Annotated in this window: 13 protein-coding genes; 5 read left to right on the forward strand and 8 right to left on the reverse strand. The window is 42.1% G+C overall.

Annotated features, from left to right (window positions below; genetic code table 11):
- Nucleotides 1-43 precede the first annotated feature (43 nt).
- The 6 genes from B0O44_RS18600 to B0O44_RS18625 form a co-directional block, all read right to left on the reverse strand.
- Nucleotides 44-925, reverse strand: a complete 882-nt coding sequence (locus B0O44_RS18600; protein WP_054280970.1) for an ORF6N domain-containing protein — start codon at nucleotides 923-925, stop codon at nucleotides 44-46.
- Entirely contained in the window at nucleotides 922-3,003 is a 2,082-nt protein-coding gene (locus B0O44_RS18605; RefSeq protein WP_054280969.1) for a type IA DNA topoisomerase, read from the reverse strand. The genes B0O44_RS18600 and B0O44_RS18605 overlap by 4 nt, the downstream gene beginning before the upstream one ends.
- 17 nt (nucleotides 3,004-3,020) lie before the next feature.
- On the reverse strand, nucleotides 3,021-4,508 hold the full coding sequence (locus B0O44_RS18610) for a DUF3945 domain-containing protein (protein WP_054280968.1): 1,488 nt from the start codon (nucleotides 4,506-4,508) through the stop codon (nucleotides 3,021-3,023).
- An 86-nt stretch (nucleotides 4,509-4,594) separates the two neighbouring features.
- Nucleotides 4,595-4,903: a helix-turn-helix domain-containing protein gene (locus tag B0O44_RS18615; protein WP_054280967.1), complete on the reverse strand. Its 309-nt coding sequence runs from the start codon at nucleotides 4,901-4,903 to the stop codon at nucleotides 4,595-4,597.
- 15 nt (nucleotides 4,904-4,918) lie between these two features.
- On the reverse strand, nucleotides 4,919-5,269 hold the full coding sequence (locus B0O44_RS18620; RefSeq protein ID WP_054280966.1) for a helix-turn-helix domain-containing protein: 351 nt from the start codon (nucleotides 5,267-5,269) through the stop codon (nucleotides 4,919-4,921).
- A gap of 262 nt (nucleotides 5,270-5,531) precedes the next feature.
- Nucleotides 5,532-6,380, reverse strand: a complete 849-nt coding sequence (locus B0O44_RS18625; protein WP_054280965.1) for an RteC domain-containing protein — start codon at nucleotides 6,378-6,380, stop codon at nucleotides 5,532-5,534.
- Nucleotides 6,381-6,964: 584 nt separating this feature from the next.
- Here B0O44_RS18625 and B0O44_RS18630 point away from each other — a divergent pair.
- Nucleotides 6,965-8,398 (forward strand): alpha-L-fucosidase, encoded by a 1,434-nt coding sequence (locus tag B0O44_RS18630; RefSeq protein WP_170123369.1) that lies wholly within the window; start codon nucleotides 6,965-6,967, stop codon nucleotides 8,396-8,398.
- A gap of 4 nt (nucleotides 8,399-8,402) precedes the next feature.
- The gene (locus B0O44_RS18635; RefSeq protein WP_211321412.1) at nucleotides 8,403-10,430 is read left to right on the forward strand and encodes a glycoside hydrolase family 2 protein; all 2,028 of its coding nucleotides are present in this window, start codon (nucleotides 8,403-8,405) and stop codon (nucleotides 10,428-10,430) included.
- Nucleotides 10,431-10,440: 10 nt separating this feature from the next.
- Here B0O44_RS18635 and B0O44_RS18640 read toward each other — a convergent pair whose 3' ends face one another.
- Nucleotides 10,441-10,956 (reverse strand): Lrp/AsnC family transcriptional regulator, encoded by a 516-nt coding sequence (locus B0O44_RS18640; protein ID WP_449415920.1) that lies wholly within the window; start codon nucleotides 10,954-10,956, stop codon nucleotides 10,441-10,443.
- 128 nt (nucleotides 10,957-11,084) lie between these two features.
- Between B0O44_RS18640 and B0O44_RS18650 the strand changes: the two genes are divergently transcribed.
- Nucleotides 11,085-12,137, forward strand: coding sequence for a PLP-dependent cysteine synthase family protein (locus tag B0O44_RS18650; protein WP_110833620.1), 1,053 nt, complete (start codon nucleotides 11,085-11,087; stop codon nucleotides 12,135-12,137).
- Nucleotides 12,138-12,148: 11 nt separating this feature from the next.
- Nucleotides 12,149-13,831 (forward strand): protein-disulfide reductase DsbD family protein, encoded by a 1,683-nt coding sequence (locus tag B0O44_RS18655; RefSeq protein WP_110833621.1) that lies wholly within the window; start codon nucleotides 12,149-12,151, stop codon nucleotides 13,829-13,831.
- A gap of 179 nt (nucleotides 13,832-14,010) precedes the next feature.
- On the opposite strand, the gene B0O44_RS18660 is transcribed toward B0O44_RS18655, so the two are convergent.
- A complete protein-coding gene (locus B0O44_RS18660) occupies nucleotides 14,011-14,550 on the reverse strand; it encodes an N-acetyltransferase (RefSeq protein WP_110833622.1) in 540 nt (179 codons plus the stop codon).
- Between the two features lie 891 nt (nucleotides 14,551-15,441).
- Here B0O44_RS18660 and B0O44_RS18665 point away from each other — a divergent pair.
- Nucleotides 15,442-20,535 carry a beta strand repeat-containing protein gene (locus tag B0O44_RS18665; RefSeq protein WP_146229869.1) on the forward strand — a complete coding sequence of 1,698 codons (5,094 nt, stop codon included), beginning with the start codon at nucleotides 15,442-15,444 and terminating at the stop codon, nucleotides 20,533-20,535.

Consider the following 20,535-nt stretch of genomic DNA (forward strand, 5'->3'; position numbering starts at 1 on the left):
ATTGACCGGGTAACGGTCTGCTATATAGGTTGGAAGGATATACTTAAATGGCGTTCAGGAAACTAAGCATTTTGCTTGTTTCTGCGTTCATCTTAGAAAATGCAAACCATTTTTTACCCAAATCTTTTAAAGATGCGCCAATGTGATATAATTCTGTGCCGTCAATAATGAGGAAACGGTCATGCGCATGAACAAAAGTATGAATAGTGATGGGTGGGTATTGGCTGTTGTAACGCTGCAAATCGAGTTGCAACTGATTGCTGATGCTTTTGGTATAGATAGTGGCAGATACGGTTTGTCCACGCTTTCCGAGTAGCGTAAGCACCGTATCGTCCACATAATTGTCAATAAGCACAATTGACCTTTGGGCACTTCTAATAATATCAGCGACAAAGACATAGGCATCGAATATCTGCCCGTCGTAGAAAATACCTTTTTCGCTGTGTAGCTTACCGCTTTCCAGTGCTTTAAATATTTCCTCAAATTTTCCGTCTGCTTCAATTTGTTTGAGTTCCACTTTATCCATCCGGGAGAACAATGCGGCATTGCCGATTAACAACTTCCGCATTTCCACAAAGGCGTTCATAATCTCAATGCTGACCGTTACAGCTATTTCGCTGCGCAAAACAGCGGACAGCATAGCGACCCCTTGCTCGCAAAAAACATAAGGCAGGTAACGCCTGCCGCCGTAATTCAAACTTGAGGTTCCAAGTTGGAACCTCAAGTTTTCAGCTTCTTTTTCGGTTAATTGGAAGCAGAACGATTGGGGAAACCGCTCTATGTTTCTTTTTACGGCTTTGTTAAGATTTTTTGTTTCAACCTGGTACAGGGTTGCAAGGTCGCTGTCCAACATAACCTGTTTGTCCCGTACTGTGTAAATAAGGCTTTCTATATCCTTTCGATTTATGATAGCATTGTTGTTCATTTCTTTTTGCTTGTGGTGTTGGCAAATTCAAAAGAGCTTTCGCAATTATCTTTCAGGATGATAAAAGCATCGAATTTTTTACCCGCTTTACTTTTCATTCCTTTGAGAAGATTGGTCTTTCTTTTGGTTACAAGGTTTTCTATGTCGGCAACGCTCAATTGTACACCGCACACATTGCGAAACTGAAGCCAGTTGCAAGCCTCATTGGGACATTTCACAACCTTATCCCGAATGAGCAGTTTATGGGTTCCACATTTGGGACAGGTTAGGTCTGGGTGATTTTGACTTTCGATAGTTATGCCTAAAATTTCCTGCGTAACAGAAGATGTATAGGTTTTCATTGATTGATGGAAGTCCATAGCATCTGCTTCGTTATTCTCAATCTTTTGCAAAGCCATTTCCCATTCAGCGGTCATGGCAACATCGGCAATTCGCTTATCCTTTACGACTTCATATACCTGCAATCCCTTTTCGGTGGGAACAAGTGATTTTTTATCCCGCCTGATATATTCCCTTTTAAAAAGGGTTTCTATAATGGCGGCTCTTGTGGCTGGTGTACCAATACCGATACCTTGCAGGGCTTTACGTTCATCTTCGTTCGCTATTTCCTTTCCGGCATTTTCCATTGCAGACAACAAATCTGCTTCCGTGTAAAGTACAGGTGGCTTGGTCTTTTTCTCCAGCACTTCAGCACTCTTGATTTTAAGTTCATCGCCCGATTTTAATTCCGGTAATTCCTGCACTGGTTCGCTTTCTTCATCACTAAAATTTCTTTTGATGCCACGCCAGCCCGCTTCTATAATTTTGCTGCCTTTCATTGCAAAATCATAATGCAATGCCTGTAATGTAACGTCTGTTATTTCTTTGGTGCTGGCTTGCGATAAGGCTTCCAGCAAGCGCAGTGCAATCATATCATAGACAGCTTCTTCGTTTGAGGGTAATGCAGAGGGGATGGTTTCGGTGATGAGCAAACCGTGATGGTCTGTTACTTTTACATCGTTCACAATCCGCTTGTTAAAACGACCCCATTTCAATTTCCCTACTGCTTCTTTACAGGAAGTTCTTGCTTCCAGTGACCTTACCAAAGCGGGTATTTCCGCCCAAACATCTTCGGGTATGTATTTGCTCCCGGTACGTGGATAGGTGATGAGTTTCTTTTCGTACAGGGTTTGGGATATGTTCAGCGTTTCTTCGGCGGTTAAAAAGAGCCTTTTGTTTGCTTCCTTTTGCAAGCCCGTCAGGTCAAAAAGTAATGGCGGTTGTTCGGTAACTGTTTTGGTTTCTACGGTTGTAACAGTTGCGACCCCGGTGCGTTCAATAGATTTAAGCGTGTCGTCTGCTAATTTCTTATCGTCCCATTTGGTTTTTGAAAGGCTTTTGAAGTCTGTAAATTCCTTTCGGTGTTCCAACTGTATCTGCCAATATTTTTTGACAGCAAAATTTTTGTTCTCCAAATATCGTTTACAGATGAGTGCGAGTGTAGGCGTTTGCACACGCCCCAGCGAAAACAAACCACGCCCTGCAATGCTCAATGCCTGTGAAGCATTGATGCCTACGAGCCAATCGGCTTGGCTTCGTGCTTGCCCGGCACGGTACAGCCCATCGAAATCACCTCCGGGTTTTAGATTATCAAAACCTTGCCTGATGGCTTTTTCAGTCAATGAACTTATCCATAAACGCTGAAAAGGTTTGCTGCATTTCAGGTATTCATAAATATACCTGAAGATGAGTTCACCCTCACGTCCCGCATCGGTAGCAACAATAATGCTATCGCAACGCCCGATAACCTGTTCAATAATTTTCAACTGCTTTACCGCTCCACTATCGGGAACATAGGCTTTTTCTTTTCGCACTTTGCGTACCGTCAATAAAAAAGGGTTGGGCAATATGGGCAGGGCTTCCTTTTGGAAACCCGAAAACCCATAATCTTCCGGCATTGCCAAACCGACCAAATGCCCGAATGCCCACGTAACCTGATAGCCATTGCCTGTTACGTAGCCATCCTTTTTTTCGGTGGCTCCCAACAGGGAGGCTATTTCACGGGCTACGCTTGGTTTTTCTGCTATAATTGCTTTCATATCTTATCCTTTAGAAATTACATTTTCATTCCTTTTGATTTAGCTGGCTTTGGCGGCTCCTGCTTTTCCTGCTGCTGTTTGTTCACAGGAGCAGTTTGTTGGGGTTTTAAAGGCTCATTGATATTTTTGGTAGCCTCATTGGTTTTACCCTCTGAATTGACGGCAACCTGCGTTTTATGGGTTTCTGCGGGAACAATCTTGTCTTTTAATTTATCCGGGTTTCTAAAACTGAAATCAAACTTGCCTGTTTCGGCATTCAGCGTAACATAGCCCTTGTAAGGCTGTCCTTTCCCGTCTATGAAATCAGAAACATAAATGGTCTTGCCCTCTGTGAGCTTTTTGTATTGCTCATCGTTAAATTCTTTACCTCTGAATAATTTGGGATTTTCCTGTGATTGCGCTTGCTGCTGGCTTTGGGTCTGTTTGTAATTTGCACCCCTTTCAAAAAGGTATTCGGGAAAACGCTTGTCAGCATTATATTGAATATCGCTGCTGAACGTTTTGCCTTTCTGCGAAACCATACCCTCTAAGTAAATGGCTTTGCCCTCATATAAGACTTGCTTTTGCTCCGCGGTGAGTTTTACACCTCCAATATCGTCAGGCACTTTTATCCAATCCTGCCGTAAGGCAATAACTTCCTTTGTCAGTTTATCAATGCTGATAATGGACGGTATTTTTTCTCCGGTCTTGGGATAGGTCAACTCTACCACACGCCCCATGTTCCCGGTTTTGAGCAAATTGTCTTTGTCCTCTTTGGTAAATTCATGACCGAAAAAAGGAGTATGCAGGTTCGGCTCGTGGCGAACGCCATACATTACAAATACAGGCTTGCCGTTTTCTCCGTTTTGAAGCCCCAACCTTGCCTCCGAACGAATTACGGCAGAACCAAAATTGATACCTATGGGATATACCTTATTGGTTTTATAGCCTTTCAACAGCATATCCAATGTGCCGTCTTTTTCAAGCCGCTCTTTGGTTATCCCAATTTGTGCCAGTGTTTTCCAATCAATATCATCTGCCTTAAAACGATGGTCGTTTGTTTCAGGGGTTGCCTGCGTTGTCTGTGTTGCTTGTGTAGTTTCCATATCTTTTTTGTTTTCTTGCTGCACTTCCTTTGGCTCTTTCACTTCATGTTTAGCCATAACTGCCTCGCCCTCTTTGGTAGGGGCGTTTATTTGTTGCTGCATTTTTTGGGCTGTTTCAACGGCTTCCTGTTCAGGAACTTTGAAAAATGAAAAACGGGTGGGGTCTTTGAGCTGTCGCCAAAAGTTGGAGAAGAAGTTGGAGAAAAAATCTCCGCTCTTATCTACCCGCATAAATTCGCTTTGGTTCTTTTTATTGGCATCAACGGTTTTTAATTCGCCATTTTCGTCAATACCTGTAACCGCTTGAATAGTCTTTTTTTCCTTATCCATGACCAGCAAAACATCTGAAAGCTGTTCAGGGGATTGCTGTGGTTTTTGCTGCTGCTCTTGTTGAGGCTGTTCTATTGTCTGCTCGCTCATAATATTGATATTTTAAATTGTTATCGTCCGAAAGTAATTGAACAGGGTACGGCTACGCCGTACCTGTCTTTAGGTGGCACTATTTGTCACCCGTTGTCCTTTGTGCGTTGCAGGGGAACATTGAAACTATCCCTGATGAATTGGTGTACATCCGATAGCTTGTAATACAGCTTTCCGCTAATGGTGTAGTACGGCAGCTTGCCAGACGAACGGTAACGCTGCAAGGAGCGGTGGCTGATTTTCAGCATTTGTAACAGGTCTTGGTTGTCCAGCAGTTCTTCGCCGTCTATGGTATTGCGTTGCTTTTGTATATCTATGATGTGTTGTTTCAGAACATCAAAGCGTTCCATAATTCGCTCCATCCATGCAAAAAATTCCATTCTATCTATGTTCATAGCAGTACGTTTTAATTATTTGCCGGATTTTATTGTTCTTCCTTTTTCGATATAGCTTTTACCCCTTGCCATAAGCTCCTGTATGTATTCCTCGCTGGTTTGCACAGCATGGGCATTGAGCATATTTTTTATGGCTCCTATGGTATAGTAATACTGCCCGTACATTTTGGAGTAGGCTATTTCGCCTTTGGAACGCATACGCCAAAGTGTTTTTTCGCTGATGTGGAGGTACTGACAGACTTCATGGTTATTGAGCCAAAGACTATCATAGCTGGTGTTTTCTGATTTCAGAATAAACTCGCTAATGGATTTAATACGCTCGTTGAGCGACCTCCATGCTTCTTCTTCTATGGTTATAATATTCATTGCACAGTTGCTTAATGTTCACTGTACAAAATTGGAGCGTTTGGCTGGGGCTGTCTTCCGATACGTGTCTATCAAAAAGGCAGTTTTTTTTATTTTTTTGCAATTGATGTAAAGTATTGCTGTATAGGGATTTCTTGCTTTTTACAGTATGAACTAAGAGTGCCGACCAACGGATTTGCCTATATACACATATAGGCAAACGGGCAAAATAAAGGACAGCACCATCAATGCCGTCCTTTATTCCTTAAAATAAAAAAGAAGATTACGCAGTATCTTCCTTGTCCATGTATTCTTCTAAGCTGTATTTCAGTTGGTCTAAAAACAAAGTCCGTGAACCTGCACGGGTCTTCATTCGGTGGAAACTGTTATGAATATCGCTAAGCGAAACACGGAACAGGATTTGAAATACCATACTGATTTTGCGAATACCCAATTTGCCGTGTGAAAGCGCATCGGCGGCATGAAGCGCATAAATCAATTCGATAAGGGCGTTCTTTGATTGTGTCCAAAAAATATCTTTTGTATCGCCATTCTGCAATAGCACATCGGGGCTTTGTTCCGGGCTTAATTTTGTGGTGAGGTAGTTATAGATTAATTCATTGGCTAAGATTTTTGCCACCTTATAATCAAAGTAGGTTGAGAATTGCGGGTCAATTTCAAAAACAAAGCTGTTTAATCCCTCATAGTAATTGATATTGCCCAGCGTATAATAATTTTCGTCCCGGTCGGTTCTGCCGGAACGGTAGTACCTGTAAAAATCTGAATTGCAGATATGCTCTTTATATTCTTGTTTTAACTCCCGGAGTTGTAAAGCAAAATAGCATTGATGCAAATTCCCGTTATCTGCGGGGCAAGCCGTTTCAATCCGGTACACTTTGTTATAGTAAATCAATTTGCCGAGAATGTTCGGCTTAATCAATTTGAAAAAATGGACTTCTTCGGCTTTACTGGCAAAGCCCTCTTTCAACACGTCTTCTTTCACGGCACGCAATAATTCCTGAAGATAGATAGTCATTCTATAAGCCTCATCAATAAAGCTGGACGCTTCGGCAGATAATTTTCTTTCCTGCCTTTGAATTTCGGCAACGATGGTTTGTAAGGGATGTCTCATAGCTACACTCGTTTTATCAGGCTGTATTTATCCAAATACAAATGTTACCCTTAACTGTGAATTAATCCCATGAGATATGCCGAAGTCAGGTAAAATTTTTTCTAAATACGTATAAAAACGCTATTACGGAGCCTATATAAAAAGATATAAAAAAGGGTCGAACCGACCCATATTTTTTTTATATTTGCTACTGATTTACAAGGAAATCGAAAGAAAATGAATGCAATAAGCACCATTACTAAATCGTTACCGACAATGATTTCCCGCCTCGTAAACTACTCATTATAAGCTATATTTAGCTTTTCTAACTTTTTTTTAAAAAAAATCAAAACATAAAAAACATGGGACAGAATACCTGATGTGCAGAGCTATACGGATGTTTTTATTGATAAGGGATAAGCGGATAAAGACAGCCGAGCTATTTATGAGGATTTTTTACCCGGTGATTTCCTTATGCTGGAAAAATAAATTGCTAATTTATATTGAGTAAAACGTTTGCGCAGATAATTCATGTTATACTGTGTACGGAAATACATAATTTGCTTTCTGTAATCAACTCTGGACTTTAGTGCTCCCAAAACATCATGAACAAAATTGTACTCTTTGTTGCAGTTTATTTTTTGAGCTTTTATGCTTTAGGACAATCTCCGAAGGAAAACAGCCGAAGATCATCCATAAATCTTAAATATGGTGCACACCGTTTAGGAAAAAGAGAGGATCTGGATATGAAAAGATGGCGGGCTTATGGATTTGGGCAATTTATCCATTGGGGACTATATGCAATACCTGGTGGAGAATGGAAAGGAAAGGAATATAACGGTGCAGCCGAGTGGATCCGCTCTTGGGAGGGAATGCCCAAATCAGATTACGACTCCCTTTACCTTAAATTTAATCCTGTAAATTTTAGTCCTGATTCATGGGCTAAAATGGCTAGAAAGATGGGGGCACGTTACATTACGTTTACCACCAAACATCATGATGGTTTTTGTTTATGGCCCAGTAAATTCAGTGATTATACCATTTCTAAAACACCTTATCAGAAGGATATTGTAAAAGCGGTTGTGGATGCTTATACCCGTGAGGGAATAGATGTAATTCTGTATTTTTCTGTAATGGACTGGCACCATCCGGGTTGGCGGTATGAATTAAAAACAACGGAAGACAGTGTTGCTTTTGAAGGATTTAAACAGTTTACGCGCAACCAGCTTCTGGAGTTGCTGCAGAATTACCCAAAAATTAAGGGATTTTGGTTTGATGGTACCTGGGATAAATCCTGGGTGAGGCAGGCCCGTTTTGCAGATGAACTGGAAAAGGAAATGCGGAAAGTACATCCCGGTCTGATTATCGGCAGCCGTTTCAGGGCTGATGAAAATGGAGCCCGTCATTTTGATTCAAATGGAGACCTGATGGGAGATTATGAACAGGGCTGGGAAAGAGTGTTACCAAATAAAATTGAAGATGTCCACGGAAATGACTGGGATGCGATCATGACAGTTCCTGAAAATCAATGGGGATACAATAAGTTCTGGAAAGGACATCTGAAGACAGCTTTTGAACTGATTGAAATGACCGCAAAATCAGTTTCCTTGGGAGGTAATTTTGTCTTAAACTTTGGGCCGCAGGCAGATGGGACCATCCGTGTGGAAGAGCAAAAACTTGCCGGAGAAATTGGTGAATGGATGGAACAGAACAAAGAAGCGATATACGATTGTGAATATGCCGGTTTGGAAAAACAGGATTGGGGTTATTTTACAAAAAAAAGAGGGTCTGAGAAAATTTATATGATTGTTTGTAATGTGCCCCTAAGTAGGAACCTCAGAATTAAACTCCCGGAGGGGAAAGGTTTTAAGAATGTTCGTCTGATCAGTCGGCCTGGGCAATTATTGAATTCGGAAAAATTAAATGCAAAGGAATACTTTATCCAGCTTCCCCAAATGGAGGTTAAAAGTCCCATTGTTGTGGAAATGGAATTAATAAGCAAGCAAAATGAAGGAAGTTTTGAGAAAGCAAAAATTTAAAATAATGATGTACATCCTGCTTTTTTCGCAGGCTCTGACAGGCAAAGCGCAGTTCGCAAGACAAACCATTTCTTTGAATGACAACTGGTCCTTCAGAAAGACAAAGGACAGTACTGCAAAGGAATGGATGGTGGTTAAGTTGCCACATACCTGGAATGCGACTGATATGCAGCTTTCTAAAGATTTTTATCAGGGAGAGGGAACGTATAAAAGGGAATTTATATTTGGCCCTGAGTATAAGGACAAGCGTTTGTTTCTTCGTTTTGAAGGAGTTGGACAAGTTGCCACGGTATATGTTAACGGTCAATTGATAGGAACACATAAAGGTGCATATGGAGCGTTCTGTCTGGACATTACTTATGCCGTCAAGTTAGGGATTCCCAATACCATTTTGGTAAAAGCAGACAATACAGCCCGTAAGGATGTGATTCCGGTAAATCACTTTTTATTTGGGATTTATGGTGGGATTTACAGACCGGTTAGCCTTATTGTAACGAATAAGCTGAACATTAGCACAACAGATTATGCTTCCCCTGGAATTTATATTTCTCAAAAAAATGTCAGTGCAGGATCTGCAGACATCAGTGTGGCGGTCAAAATAGAAAATAAAGAAAAGCTAAGCCAGGACATACAACTTAAAACGATTGTTTATGATCGTGCCGGCCGGGCTGTTTTGGAAAAGAGTACATTTGAAAAGATCGGTACACAGGGGAGACAACAAGTTACACAGGAGCTTCAACTCGAAAAGCCACATTTATGGGATGGATTAAATGATCCTTATCTTTATAAAGTACACACACAGATCATCAGGGGTAATAAAGTTATGGATGAAGTGGTCCAGCCGCTGGGGCTTCGCAAATTTGAAATTATTCCGGGGAAAGGTTTTTTTCTAAATGGTAGAGCCTATGCCATGCATGGGGTAAGCCGGCATCAAGACCGGTGGCAGTATGGCAGCGCATTAAGCAATGATCAACATCAGCAAGACTTGGATATCATTAAAGAAATGGGTGCAACCACCATTCGATTTGCACACTATCAGCAAGCCGAATATATGTATGCTGCTTGTGACAGCATGGGTTTTGTGAGTTGGGCGGAAATCCCTTTTGTAAATAAATATACAGGCGAAGAAGGTGACAATGCCCGCCAGCAACTGACCGAGTTGATTCTTCAGAATTACAATCACCCTTCAATTTATGTATGGGGATTGCACAATGAGGTTTATGGTAAAACACCTGCCGATTTTCCTGCTGTGCTGACCAGGGAATTAAATGACATGGCAAAATTAGAAGATCCATATCGTTATACCGCTAGTGTGAGTGGATATGGAGAAATGGAGCGGCCAACAAATCTAAATACAGATATCCAGGGAATGAACCGTTATTATGGCTGGTATGAGGGTAAAATAGGAGATCTGGAGGACTGGGCACATGGTCTGGAAACAAAATATCCCGACAATAAGGTTATACTGGCGGAATATGGAGCTGATGGGAATGTTTTTCAACAGCAGGAAGCATCTGCTTTAGGTGATACCTACGATTACACCTTGCCTTTTTATCCAGAAACCTATGAAACCAAAACCCATGAAATTCAATGGCCGGTTATCGCCAGGCACCCCTATATTGCCGCATCTTACGTGTGGAATATGTTTGATTTTGCCACACCCATGTGGAACAGGGGAAGTATGCCGGCCCGAAATATGAAAGGATTGGTGACTTTTGACCGTAAACTCAAAAAGGATGCGTTTTACTGGTATAAAGCAAACTGGTCAAAAGAACCTGTTTTGTATCTAACCGAAAGGAGAAATGCCCTTCGGAAAAATGAAATTACCAATGTAACAGTGTATTCAAATTCAGGCAGGCCATCATTGTACCTCAATGGTAAAAAAATTGCTGCTCTCCCAGTGCAGGGCAGTAATGATGTCCAGTTTATTTTTAAAGATTTGCATCTTAAAAAAGGAGATAATAAAATCAAAACAGTGGTTTTAAATCAGGGAAAAATGCTTACCGATACCATGGTCTGGACTTTAAAATAATAGATTTGATTTACAAAGGATAAGCTGTTTCACTTTTTGGTTCAGAGAGAACAAAAAAACTTTGTACCGTACTGATATTGGGCAAGGTGGCCAGTTTGTTCCGTAAAAAGACATGATAAGCGTCCATGTCACTGGTAGAAATGCGCAGGATAAAATCGAAAGCACCAGTCATTTGAAAGCATTCCATGACTTCACCAAATTTAGAAACCTCCTGTTCAAATGCATTTAAAGTTTCTGCGGTATGGTCTTTCAAAAAAACATGTGAAAAGGCCAGAAGACTTCTGTTGATTTTTTTTCTGTCAAGAATGGCCACAACCCTTTGTATATAACCCTGCTCTTTTAATTTTCTGATTCTTTCGTGTACCGTGGCAATAGATTTATTGATTTTAAAGGCCACCTCTTTGTTGGTGAGTTGCGCATCCTTTTGTAAAAGCCTTAAAATCTCCAGATCTGTCTGGTCAAGTATGCTCTGCATGTTATTCCGATTTGAAAAAAAAACAGCCGGCTGTTTTTTTTGTGTAATCATTCTGAAAAAAAATAAATAATAATGTATTTATTCCATAAAATTTATGGAAATAAAGGTAATGATTGTTATTATAATTTGAAAGAATGAATTTTACCGAATTATCATAAAAGAGATAATTTAATATCATCATGTCATTAGATACACAAGAAAGCCTTTGTTTAACGGAAAACCTGGAAGAAAAATTTGGCCATTTATGGCACCTGGTTGGAAATACACCAATGATTGAACTGCAATATAAATATCAGGGCAATGCCGGGAAAATTTATGTGAAATGCGAACATTATAATTTGACGGGAAGCATCAAGGACCGTGTTGCATTGTTTACTTTATACAATGCTTATAAAGAGTGCAAAATAAAGCCCGGGGATGTGATTGTTGAAGCGACTAGTGGTAATACTGGGATTGCTTTTGCGGCAATTGGAAAAGCAATGGGACATCCGGTTAAAATCATTATGCCCAATTGGCTGAGTAAAGAGAGAATAGATATTATAAAAAGCATGGGGGCAGAAGTAATCCTGATCAGCAAGGAGCAAGGTGGCTTTCTGGGCAGTATCCAACTGGCGGAATTTATGGCCCGTGAAAACAATAATACCTTTCTTCCACGTCAGTTCGAAAATCAGGATAATCCTAAAGCACATGAACAAACAACAGGCGTAGAAATATGGGAACAGCTTAAGTTAAACAATTTGAGTCCCGATGCCTTTGTGGCTGGTGTAGGTACCGGAGGAACAATTATGGGCGTTGGTAAATACCTGAAATCACAAAAACAAACTGTAAAAATACATCCTTTGGAACCTGCTGAATCACCAACGCTGACGACCGGTTATAAAGTTGGGAGCCACAGGATACAAGGTATCTCCGATGAGTTTATTCCTGAAATTGTAAAGCTGAAAGAACTGGACGAAGTCATTCAGGCGCATGATGGGGATTCGATTTTAATGGCCCAGAAGCTTGGACGTGAACTTGGGCTGGCTGTAGGGATTTCCTCTGGTGCAAATGTGATTGGTGCCATTAAACTTCAGCAGCAACTTGGGTATGACAGTTGTGTGGTGACTGTTTTTTCCGACAGCAATAAAAAATACCTGAGTACAGACCTGATGAAAGAAGAACCATTGAAAGCAGGTTACCTGACCCCGGATACAGAATTTATAGACTACAGGCCAATCTGCCGATTAAAATAAGTAAAACCATGATGACCTTAAAAAAAAGCCGGGCAGGCCTGACCATACTTGCCCTTATCCTTTTATTGTTTTGCGGATTGAACCGGAGCCTTGCTCAGGACACCAGTGCTGCAGATGTTGAATTTACAGAGATCAGCAGTGTACCTGTAGATACGCCACAGAAAGTAACAACATTAGCGAATGGAACAACAGTTCAGAAAAAAGAAGCAGAAAAGCCAGCGGTAATTAAAGAAAAACCAGGGCAAAATGAACAGAAGTCCCTTTGGGCTATTTTTATCACAGGTTTTGTTGGTGGGCTTGCGGCCTTGCTGATGCCTTGCATTTTTCCAATGCTTCCCCTTACTGTTAGTTTTTTTACCAAAGGAAGTGAAAAGGGGAAAGCTTTCAGAAGGGCCGCTTTGTATGGGTTTTTCATTATTCTGATTTATGTCGTGCTTGGCCTTTTGGTGACCATACTGTTTGGCGCCGATGCTTTAAATAGTTTGTCTACGAACGGGATTTTTAATTTCTTTTTCTTTTTATTGCTGGTTGCTTTTGCAGCTTCTTTTCTGGGGGCCTTCGAAATTACTTTACCTTCATCATGGGTAAATAAAATGGATGCCAATTCAGATAAAGGTGGAATAGCTGGTTTGTTTTTTATGGCTGGCACATTGGCCCTGGTTTCATTTTCCTGTACGGGCCCTATTATTGGGACCTTGCTGGTTCAGGCGGCAACAAGCGGTGCATTATTGGGACCAGCTATTGGAATGTTTGGTTTTTCTCTCGCCCTTGCAATTCCATTTGCCCTTTTTGCCTTATTTCCCTCTGCGATGAATGCACTGCCAAAATCAGGAGGCTGGCTCAATAGTGTGAAGGTGGTATTGGGCTTCCTTGAACTGGCCTTTGCCTTGAAATTTCTAAGTAATGTTGATCTGGCTTATCATTGGGAATGGTTTGACCGTGAGATCTTCCTGGTTCTTTGGATCGTTATCTTTGGAATGATGGGGATTTACCTCCTTGGAAAGTTGAAATTCTCTCATGATAGTGATTTGAAGTATGTTTCCGTTCCAAGGTTAATGATGGCCATTGTGGTATTGTCTTTTACAGTATACATGGTACCCGGCTTATGGGGTGCCCCACTGAAATCTATTTCCGCCTTTTTACCTCCTCAACAAACGCAGGATTTTGATTTGTATACCCCAAGTCTTATTCCTGTTAAAGGGCAGCATGGTACAACAGTATCCTCTGGTCCTCATAAATATGCAGAGATTTTTCATTCTCCTTTAAATTTGGATGCTTTCTTTGATTATGAAGAAGGATTAGCTTATGCAAAAAAAGTAAATAAACCAGTTCTGATTGATTTTACAGGGCATGCCTGTGTGAATTGCAGGAAAATGGAAGCGAATGTATGGCCAAACCCGGATGTTTATAAAGTGATTAGTGAGGAATATGTCTTGATCCAGTTGTATGTGGATGATAAAACTGAGGTGGCGTCAGCCGATGTAGTCACTTCTGCACAAGGCAGGATACTGAATACGATCGGAAAAAAATGGAGCGATTTGCAGGCTGCAAAATTTCATGCCAATTCACAGCCATTTTATGTGCTGCTGGATCCAAAAACTGAAAAAATACTGGTGGAACCTCAGGGTGCAGACTACAATCCTGCCAATTACCTTAAATTCTTAAAAAGTGGTTTAGAGGGATTTTCTAAATAAAATTGGGTAAGACGATATGAAAATACGCCTTCAGGGATGCGCCTGACCAGGCTCCCTGAAGGGGGAGCAATCCAGTCAATATTCCCTTAGGAGTATTTTCATATCGATGATAAATCAGTTGCTGTTTTAGGGTTTGTGTTTAAAGGGTAATTGTGTTTATTGTGTAACTAGGTACAGTCTTATTTTTTTGTGTCCTGGATTACATTTTCTTTTAACAGGTAAACCGAAGAATGAGGCAGTTCATCTAGTACCGCATTTTCATCAAGATGCCTAAAACCATTTTCTTTGAAAAAAGGCAGGAACGTATTTGAAGGATGTTCATTCATCCAAACCATTTCGTATGCTTTGCTGACCATCAAACATTTATCAAACAGGGACTTTAAGGTCAGTTCATTGGTATATTCTTTAAGAATGCCAAAACCGGCAATACGGATGGTTCTTTTTCCTGTAGTTATAAGGGGATGCTTGCCTTTGGAGGTTAAGCGTGCATAACCTATGGCTTTGGTATTCTGGTAGACAATCAACCATTGATTGGAAAGACTATTTACCTCTTCTATCAGGTACTTTTCATTAAAATAATTTGATACATATTGCCGGAGCTGGTCCTTTTTTAAGAATGCGCTGTATTGTTCTTCATTCAGTTCTCTTCCCAAAGCCATAAGGTTGTCAATAGATTCTCCTGTGGCAACTGTAAATTTGGTGATGATTTTCTCTTCCATATGATGTGATCTAAAAGATAACAAAGATAGGTCTCTTCAGAAGGTCTGACTGGTACAGTTTGTAAAGGATCAGCTGGTACAGATGAATTACAAATAAAGTTATTGAAGCAAGATTTTATGCGGTATCGCGTAAAAGAGATTATGCAATTAATTCCGGAAAGTTTAGGCTTTAAGACCTTTTAAGTAGTTCATTTTTAATATTTAATGTCATTTTAATTAATGATTAGTTAATCATTAAGACATAAACTGCCTAATAGAATAATTAAAAATGTTTGGTAACGTGTATTAAAAATGGGTGTTTAATTGATTGTCAGGCTTTTAATTAATTTTTGTGCAATTTTAATCGGTTCAATGAATATCAATTCAATTTTATACTTAGTAATCTTACGTTTTGATTAATTTTATGTTGCTTTTTAAAATTTTATATTAACTTTTAATCGCCTGTAAATTAGTGAGTATGAAATTTTTTTATAAATTAATTGTAGAGATGTAGCGCTAATTTAATTTAGAATATTAGTTTTGTGGTAAAATGGGGAAAAATCTACACAAATCAGCAATTTTATTCACTTAGATAATCATATTGACCTTTCAGGTTATTGCTGTGGTAAAGATGTGTTTAAGAATAGGATAATTTAGCATTTGTGAAACGGCTCCCGGTTTAACGAAATAAATTATATAACCATATTTGGCAGATTAAAGATTCTTGCACGTCTTTCTTTTCATCGGTGGTTAACGCTCATTCTTGAATCCTGATCCTTCGACCTATAGCTGGATCCAATGGCTGAATGACTGTCTCGGCTCCGTACAGGAAACACAAACAGGGGAAATGATCTGCTGAATTTAAAATAACGCACAGATCTCAGGTCAGACACAAACAAACTTCAGTAATTTATGAACAAGAAACTTAGGCATCTCCCGGTGGTGCTTATCGGAATGTTATTTGCATTTGGCGCAAACGCTCAGGTAGGTATTGGTACAAACGTTCCTGATGCAAGCGCACAGCTCGAAGTATTGTCCACTTCTAAAGGTTTACTCATTCCAAGGATGACACTTCCTCAGCGTAATGATATCAATAATCCTGCCAATGGTTTGTTAATTTATCAAACAAATAATACACCTGGTTTTTATTTCTTTACCAATGGTCAGTGGCAAAGGCTGGTTAACAATACAGAACTAGGGTCTGGAGGTAATGGAGGAACAAGTAATACTATTTTAAACGGAAGCACAGCGCCGGGAGCAGGTATCGGATCGAATGGGGATTTCTATTTGAATACGGCGACCAGTACTTTATATGGGCCCAAAACCGCGGGCAGCTGGCCGGCAAATGGGACAGTACTGGTTGGGCCCAAAGGAGATCCCGGTTTACCAGGAAATGGAACAGTGACCGCTAAAACGGTAACCTCGGGAGGTACGATTGCCATTGTAAATGGAAAAGATGCTGTTTTAACTGACCTGAAACTAGATCTGGCTGATAATTCTGTAACCTCTGCAAAAATTGTAGACGGGACTATCGAAAACGCAGACCTGAATAAAGCCAATATCCCCCTAAGTGGTTTTGGTGTACCCAATAAAAATATTTCTATGGGGGGCTACAGATTAACCAATCTGGCTAATCCCACTGGTAACCAGGATGCAGCGACCAAAAAATATGTAGACGATAAGCTCGGAGGCGGAGGACAGGACCTGAGCCTAAGTTTTGATGCGGCCTATAATTTATCTATAAGAGGTGGAAACTCGGTGAGTTTAAATGACCTGAACCAGTCTCTCAGCCTTGCCGGGACCATATTATCCATTTCGGGCCCAAGGAACAGTCATGTGGACCTGGCTGGATTACTTGGTGGCGGAAATGGGGGGAACGGAATTGTTTATCATGACAATTCCCTTTCCGGCTATGGTACTTCGGCCAGTCCACTGGCACTTTCGGCGAGCGGGGTAACACCTGGGGTATATAATTCTGCGAACATTACAGTGGATGCACAAGGCCGGATTACAGCAGCAACAAATGGTGTACCGGGTGGAGGCGGAGGGATCACCTCTGTATCGGTGACTTCTGCCAATGGTCTTACCGGCTCAGTGGCCAATCCCAATTCTGCACCCAACATTACCCTGGGAACTTCAGTAGACGGGATATTGAAAGGGAGTGGCGGTGCAATTACAGCTGCCACCACAACAGGCTCTGGTGCCGTGGTGCTGGCCAATTCTCCTGTTCTAACCACACCCGATATTGGCAATGCTAAAGGTAACATTGATGGAACCGCAGCAAATGTAACCGGAGTTGTGGCCATTGCCAATGGCGGTACCGGTGCGACTACCGTTAATGGTGCGAAAACAAACCTGGGACTTGATAAAGTAAACAATACTGCAGATGTCGATAAACCTGTGAGTACAGCTACCCAGGTGGCATTGGATTTAAAAGAAGATAAAGCCAATAAAAGCACCAACATTGTCGTTGATGCAGGTTCAGACCTTAAATATCCTTCCGTAAAAGCAACCAAAAAATACGTAGATGATCAGATCAGCCAGGTCTCTACGGGCGGTGGAGTCGTCGATGCAACGACGACAACCAAGGGTAAACTACAGCTGGCCGGTGACCTGACCGGAACAGCAGATGCCCCGCTGGTGGCCAATGATGCCATTACTACGGCCAAAATTAAAGATGGCAATGTAACTGATGCTAAAATTGCGGGCGTAAGTGGCTCCAAAGTGAATGGGGACATTACAGGTAAAGCTTCTAATGTAACCGGTATTGTGGCCATTGCCAATGGAGGAACGGGCGCAGGTACTGTAGCAGATGCCAAAACAAATTTGGGCCTGGATAAGGTAGATAATACACCAGATGCCAGCAAACCCATCAGTACCGCAACGCAGGCCGCACTGGATTTAAAAGAAGACAAAAGCAATAAAAGTTTCGATGTAACTGCAGATGGTGGATCAGATAACAAATACCCTTCGGTAAAAGCTGTTAAAACCTATGTAGATGCTCAGGCAGGCTCGGTGATCGATGCAACAACAACGGATAAAGGGAAAATTAAACTGGCAGGAGATCTGGGGGGTACAGCAGACCTGCCTAAAGTACTTAATGTAGGCGGAGCGTCTTCAACGGATATTAAAAAAGGCATAGACATGACCAGTGCGGCCACCAGCCAGAATACCCCAGGTACCCTGGTACTCCGTGATGGTGCGGGTAATTTTACGGCAGGGACAATTACCGCAAATTTAACAGGTAACGCTACAACAGCAACCTCTGTTACCGGTACGGTTATGGTTCCAAATGGCGGAACAGGTATTACCTCTTATACACCAGGTAATTTTATCAATGCATTAAATGCGACGACTCTTCAGCAAAGAACGCCTGCACAGGTTAAAACAGATCTTGGGTTGGATAAGGTGAGCAATACGGCGGATGCCGATAAACCAGTAAGTACCGCAACGCAGGCTGCCCTGGATGGTAAGGAAGACAAAGCAAACAAAAGTACCGATGGGACCTTTTCCACCAATTCTGATACCAAATACCCTACAGAACAGGCCACTAAAACCTATGTAGATAAAAAGGTAAATGATGCTGTAATTGGTGCAGGTGGCGTTCCGGATGCCACAACCATTCAATTGGGTAAAGTACAGCTCGCCGGTGATCTGGGCGGTATTGCTTCGGCACCAACTGTTCCGGGCCTGGCCACAAAAGAGCCCATCATTACCAATCTTCCGGTCACAAAAGGAGGAACGGGCATTACTTCTTATACAGCAGGCAACTTTATTTCTGCCCTGAATGCCACCACCCTTCAGCAAAGGACACCGGCGCAGGTTAAAGCAGACCTGGGACTGGGCAATGTAGACAATACGAGTGACGCAAACAAACCGGTCAGTACCGCTACACAAACCGCACTGACTAATAAAATTGACAAATCGGAAAAGGCAGCAAACAATGGGGTAGCCACCCTGGACGGAACGGGTAAAATCCCTACTTCCCAGATCCCGGCCATTTCATTTGCATCTGTAAATGTTTTAAGCAGTGAGGCCGCCATGCTGGCTTTGTCAAATCCCCAGGTGGGCAGCACTGTCATCCGGACAGACATTAGCAAAAGTTATGTACTTGCTGCAACTCCCGGAACAGACATCAGCAACTGGAAAGAAATCCTGACCCCGGGCAGCGGGGTGCAATCGGTAAATGGTCAGACCGGAAGTGTGACCTTAACCAAAACTGATGTAGGCCTGGGCAATGCAGACAATACCAGTGACGTCAATAAGCCAGTGAGCACGGCGACACAGACGGCTTTAAATGGAAAGGAAGACAAATCCAATAAAAGTCTGGATGTGATTGCAGATGCTTTGCTGGACACAAAATATCCATCGGTAAAAGCAATTAAAAAGTATGTCGATGATCAAACTACTGCAGGTGCCCCTGATGCAAGCACTACAGCAAAAGGTCTGGTCCAGTTGACCGGTGACCTTGGGGGAACGGCTACGGCACCAAAGGTCACCAATGTCGGCGGGCTCAGCGCGGCCACTGTTGCAGGCGGCGCCACCCTGGCGAACAATGCCACGAATCTAAATACAGCCAGTACCATTGTCAGAAGAGATGCCTCAGGTAACTTTACTGCAGGGACCATTACCGCTAACCTTCAGGGAAATGCCACAACAGCCACTTCGGTGAGCGGCACGGTACCCGTAGCAAACGGAGGAACGGGTTTAAACACTTTAACACCGGGAAGTTATTTGTATGCGGCGAGTGCAAGCACCGTAGGGCAAAAAACACCTGCGCAGATGAAAACCGATCTGGGGCTGAACAATGTAGACAATACCAGCGATGCCAATAAACCGATCAGTTCAGCTGCGCAAACTGCGCTGAATGGTAAAGAAGATTTGACCAACAAGAGTACAAACGTGACTACAGATGCGACCTCAGATCTAAAATATCCAAGTGTAAAAGCCCTGGTGGCCTATGTGGATACAAAAACTTCTGCAGGTGTCTTCCCGGCGACAGCAACCTCACAGGGAATTATCAAACTGGCGGGTGATTTAGGTGGTACGGCCGACGTGCCCACCGTTCCTGGCAAACAACCCATAAATGCCAATTTAACAGCCATCGCCGGACTGGCAGGGAATGGGCTGATTGCCAAAACGGGAAGCGGAACAGTAGCTGCACGTACCATTACGGGCAGTTCAGATGTCGATGTGACTTTTGGGGACGGTGTTTCCGGGAATCCGACCATCGGCTTAAAAAAGACAGCGGTAACCGCTGGAACCTATACCTCCGCAAACATCACCGTTGATGGGAACGGAAGGATCACTGCCGCATCAAATGGTACAGGTGGTGGAGGTGGAGCTGCAACAAACATCAGCATTACCCCATCGGCAAGCCAGGCCATCATCAACTCCAGTACGGGCAGCGGGGCCACACTGGAAGGCGGATCAACGACAAATGCCAGCCTAATGTTACCAGGTGACAAAGCCAAGCTGAATAAAATTGCAGACATCACATCCGCAGACGCCAATAAAGTGCTGACGGTGAATGGAACAGGAACCGCTGCAACCTGGGTCACGCCGGCAGCAGCAGGAGGAGGAGGTAGCCTGGTTGGTTATAACCCTGGCGGAAATAAAAAATTCTACGCCAGGGCGTCGGCAACTGGCGTAACAGCTTCACTTTCAGGCAATACCATTACCATTACTGTGCCTTCCGGTGTAATTCTGGATTACTTTAAGTTTACAACGAGCTATACTGAACTGGGGAGCCAGAACTTTCTGAATATTGTTATTGTAGATGCCGATAAAAGATGGAACAACAGTGCCGATGATGTCGTTGTTCCAGTGGTGAATATTGTTGATTTTACTGTTTTAAGTCCCTTGATCAACTTAATTGCTTCACCGGCCACGACCAACTTTGCGCTTAATGTAACCGGCTATTCCAACGGAACGATCACTTTACAGACAAACAGTTTAGGTAACCATACAAGTCCAAATGGATTTTATGTCACAATAAGACCTTAA

The organism is Pedobacter nutrimenti, assembly GCF_003208655.1.
In the GTDB taxonomy this organism is placed as follows: Bacteria; Bacteroidota; Bacteroidia; order Sphingobacteriales; family Sphingobacteriaceae; genus Pedobacter; species Pedobacter nutrimenti.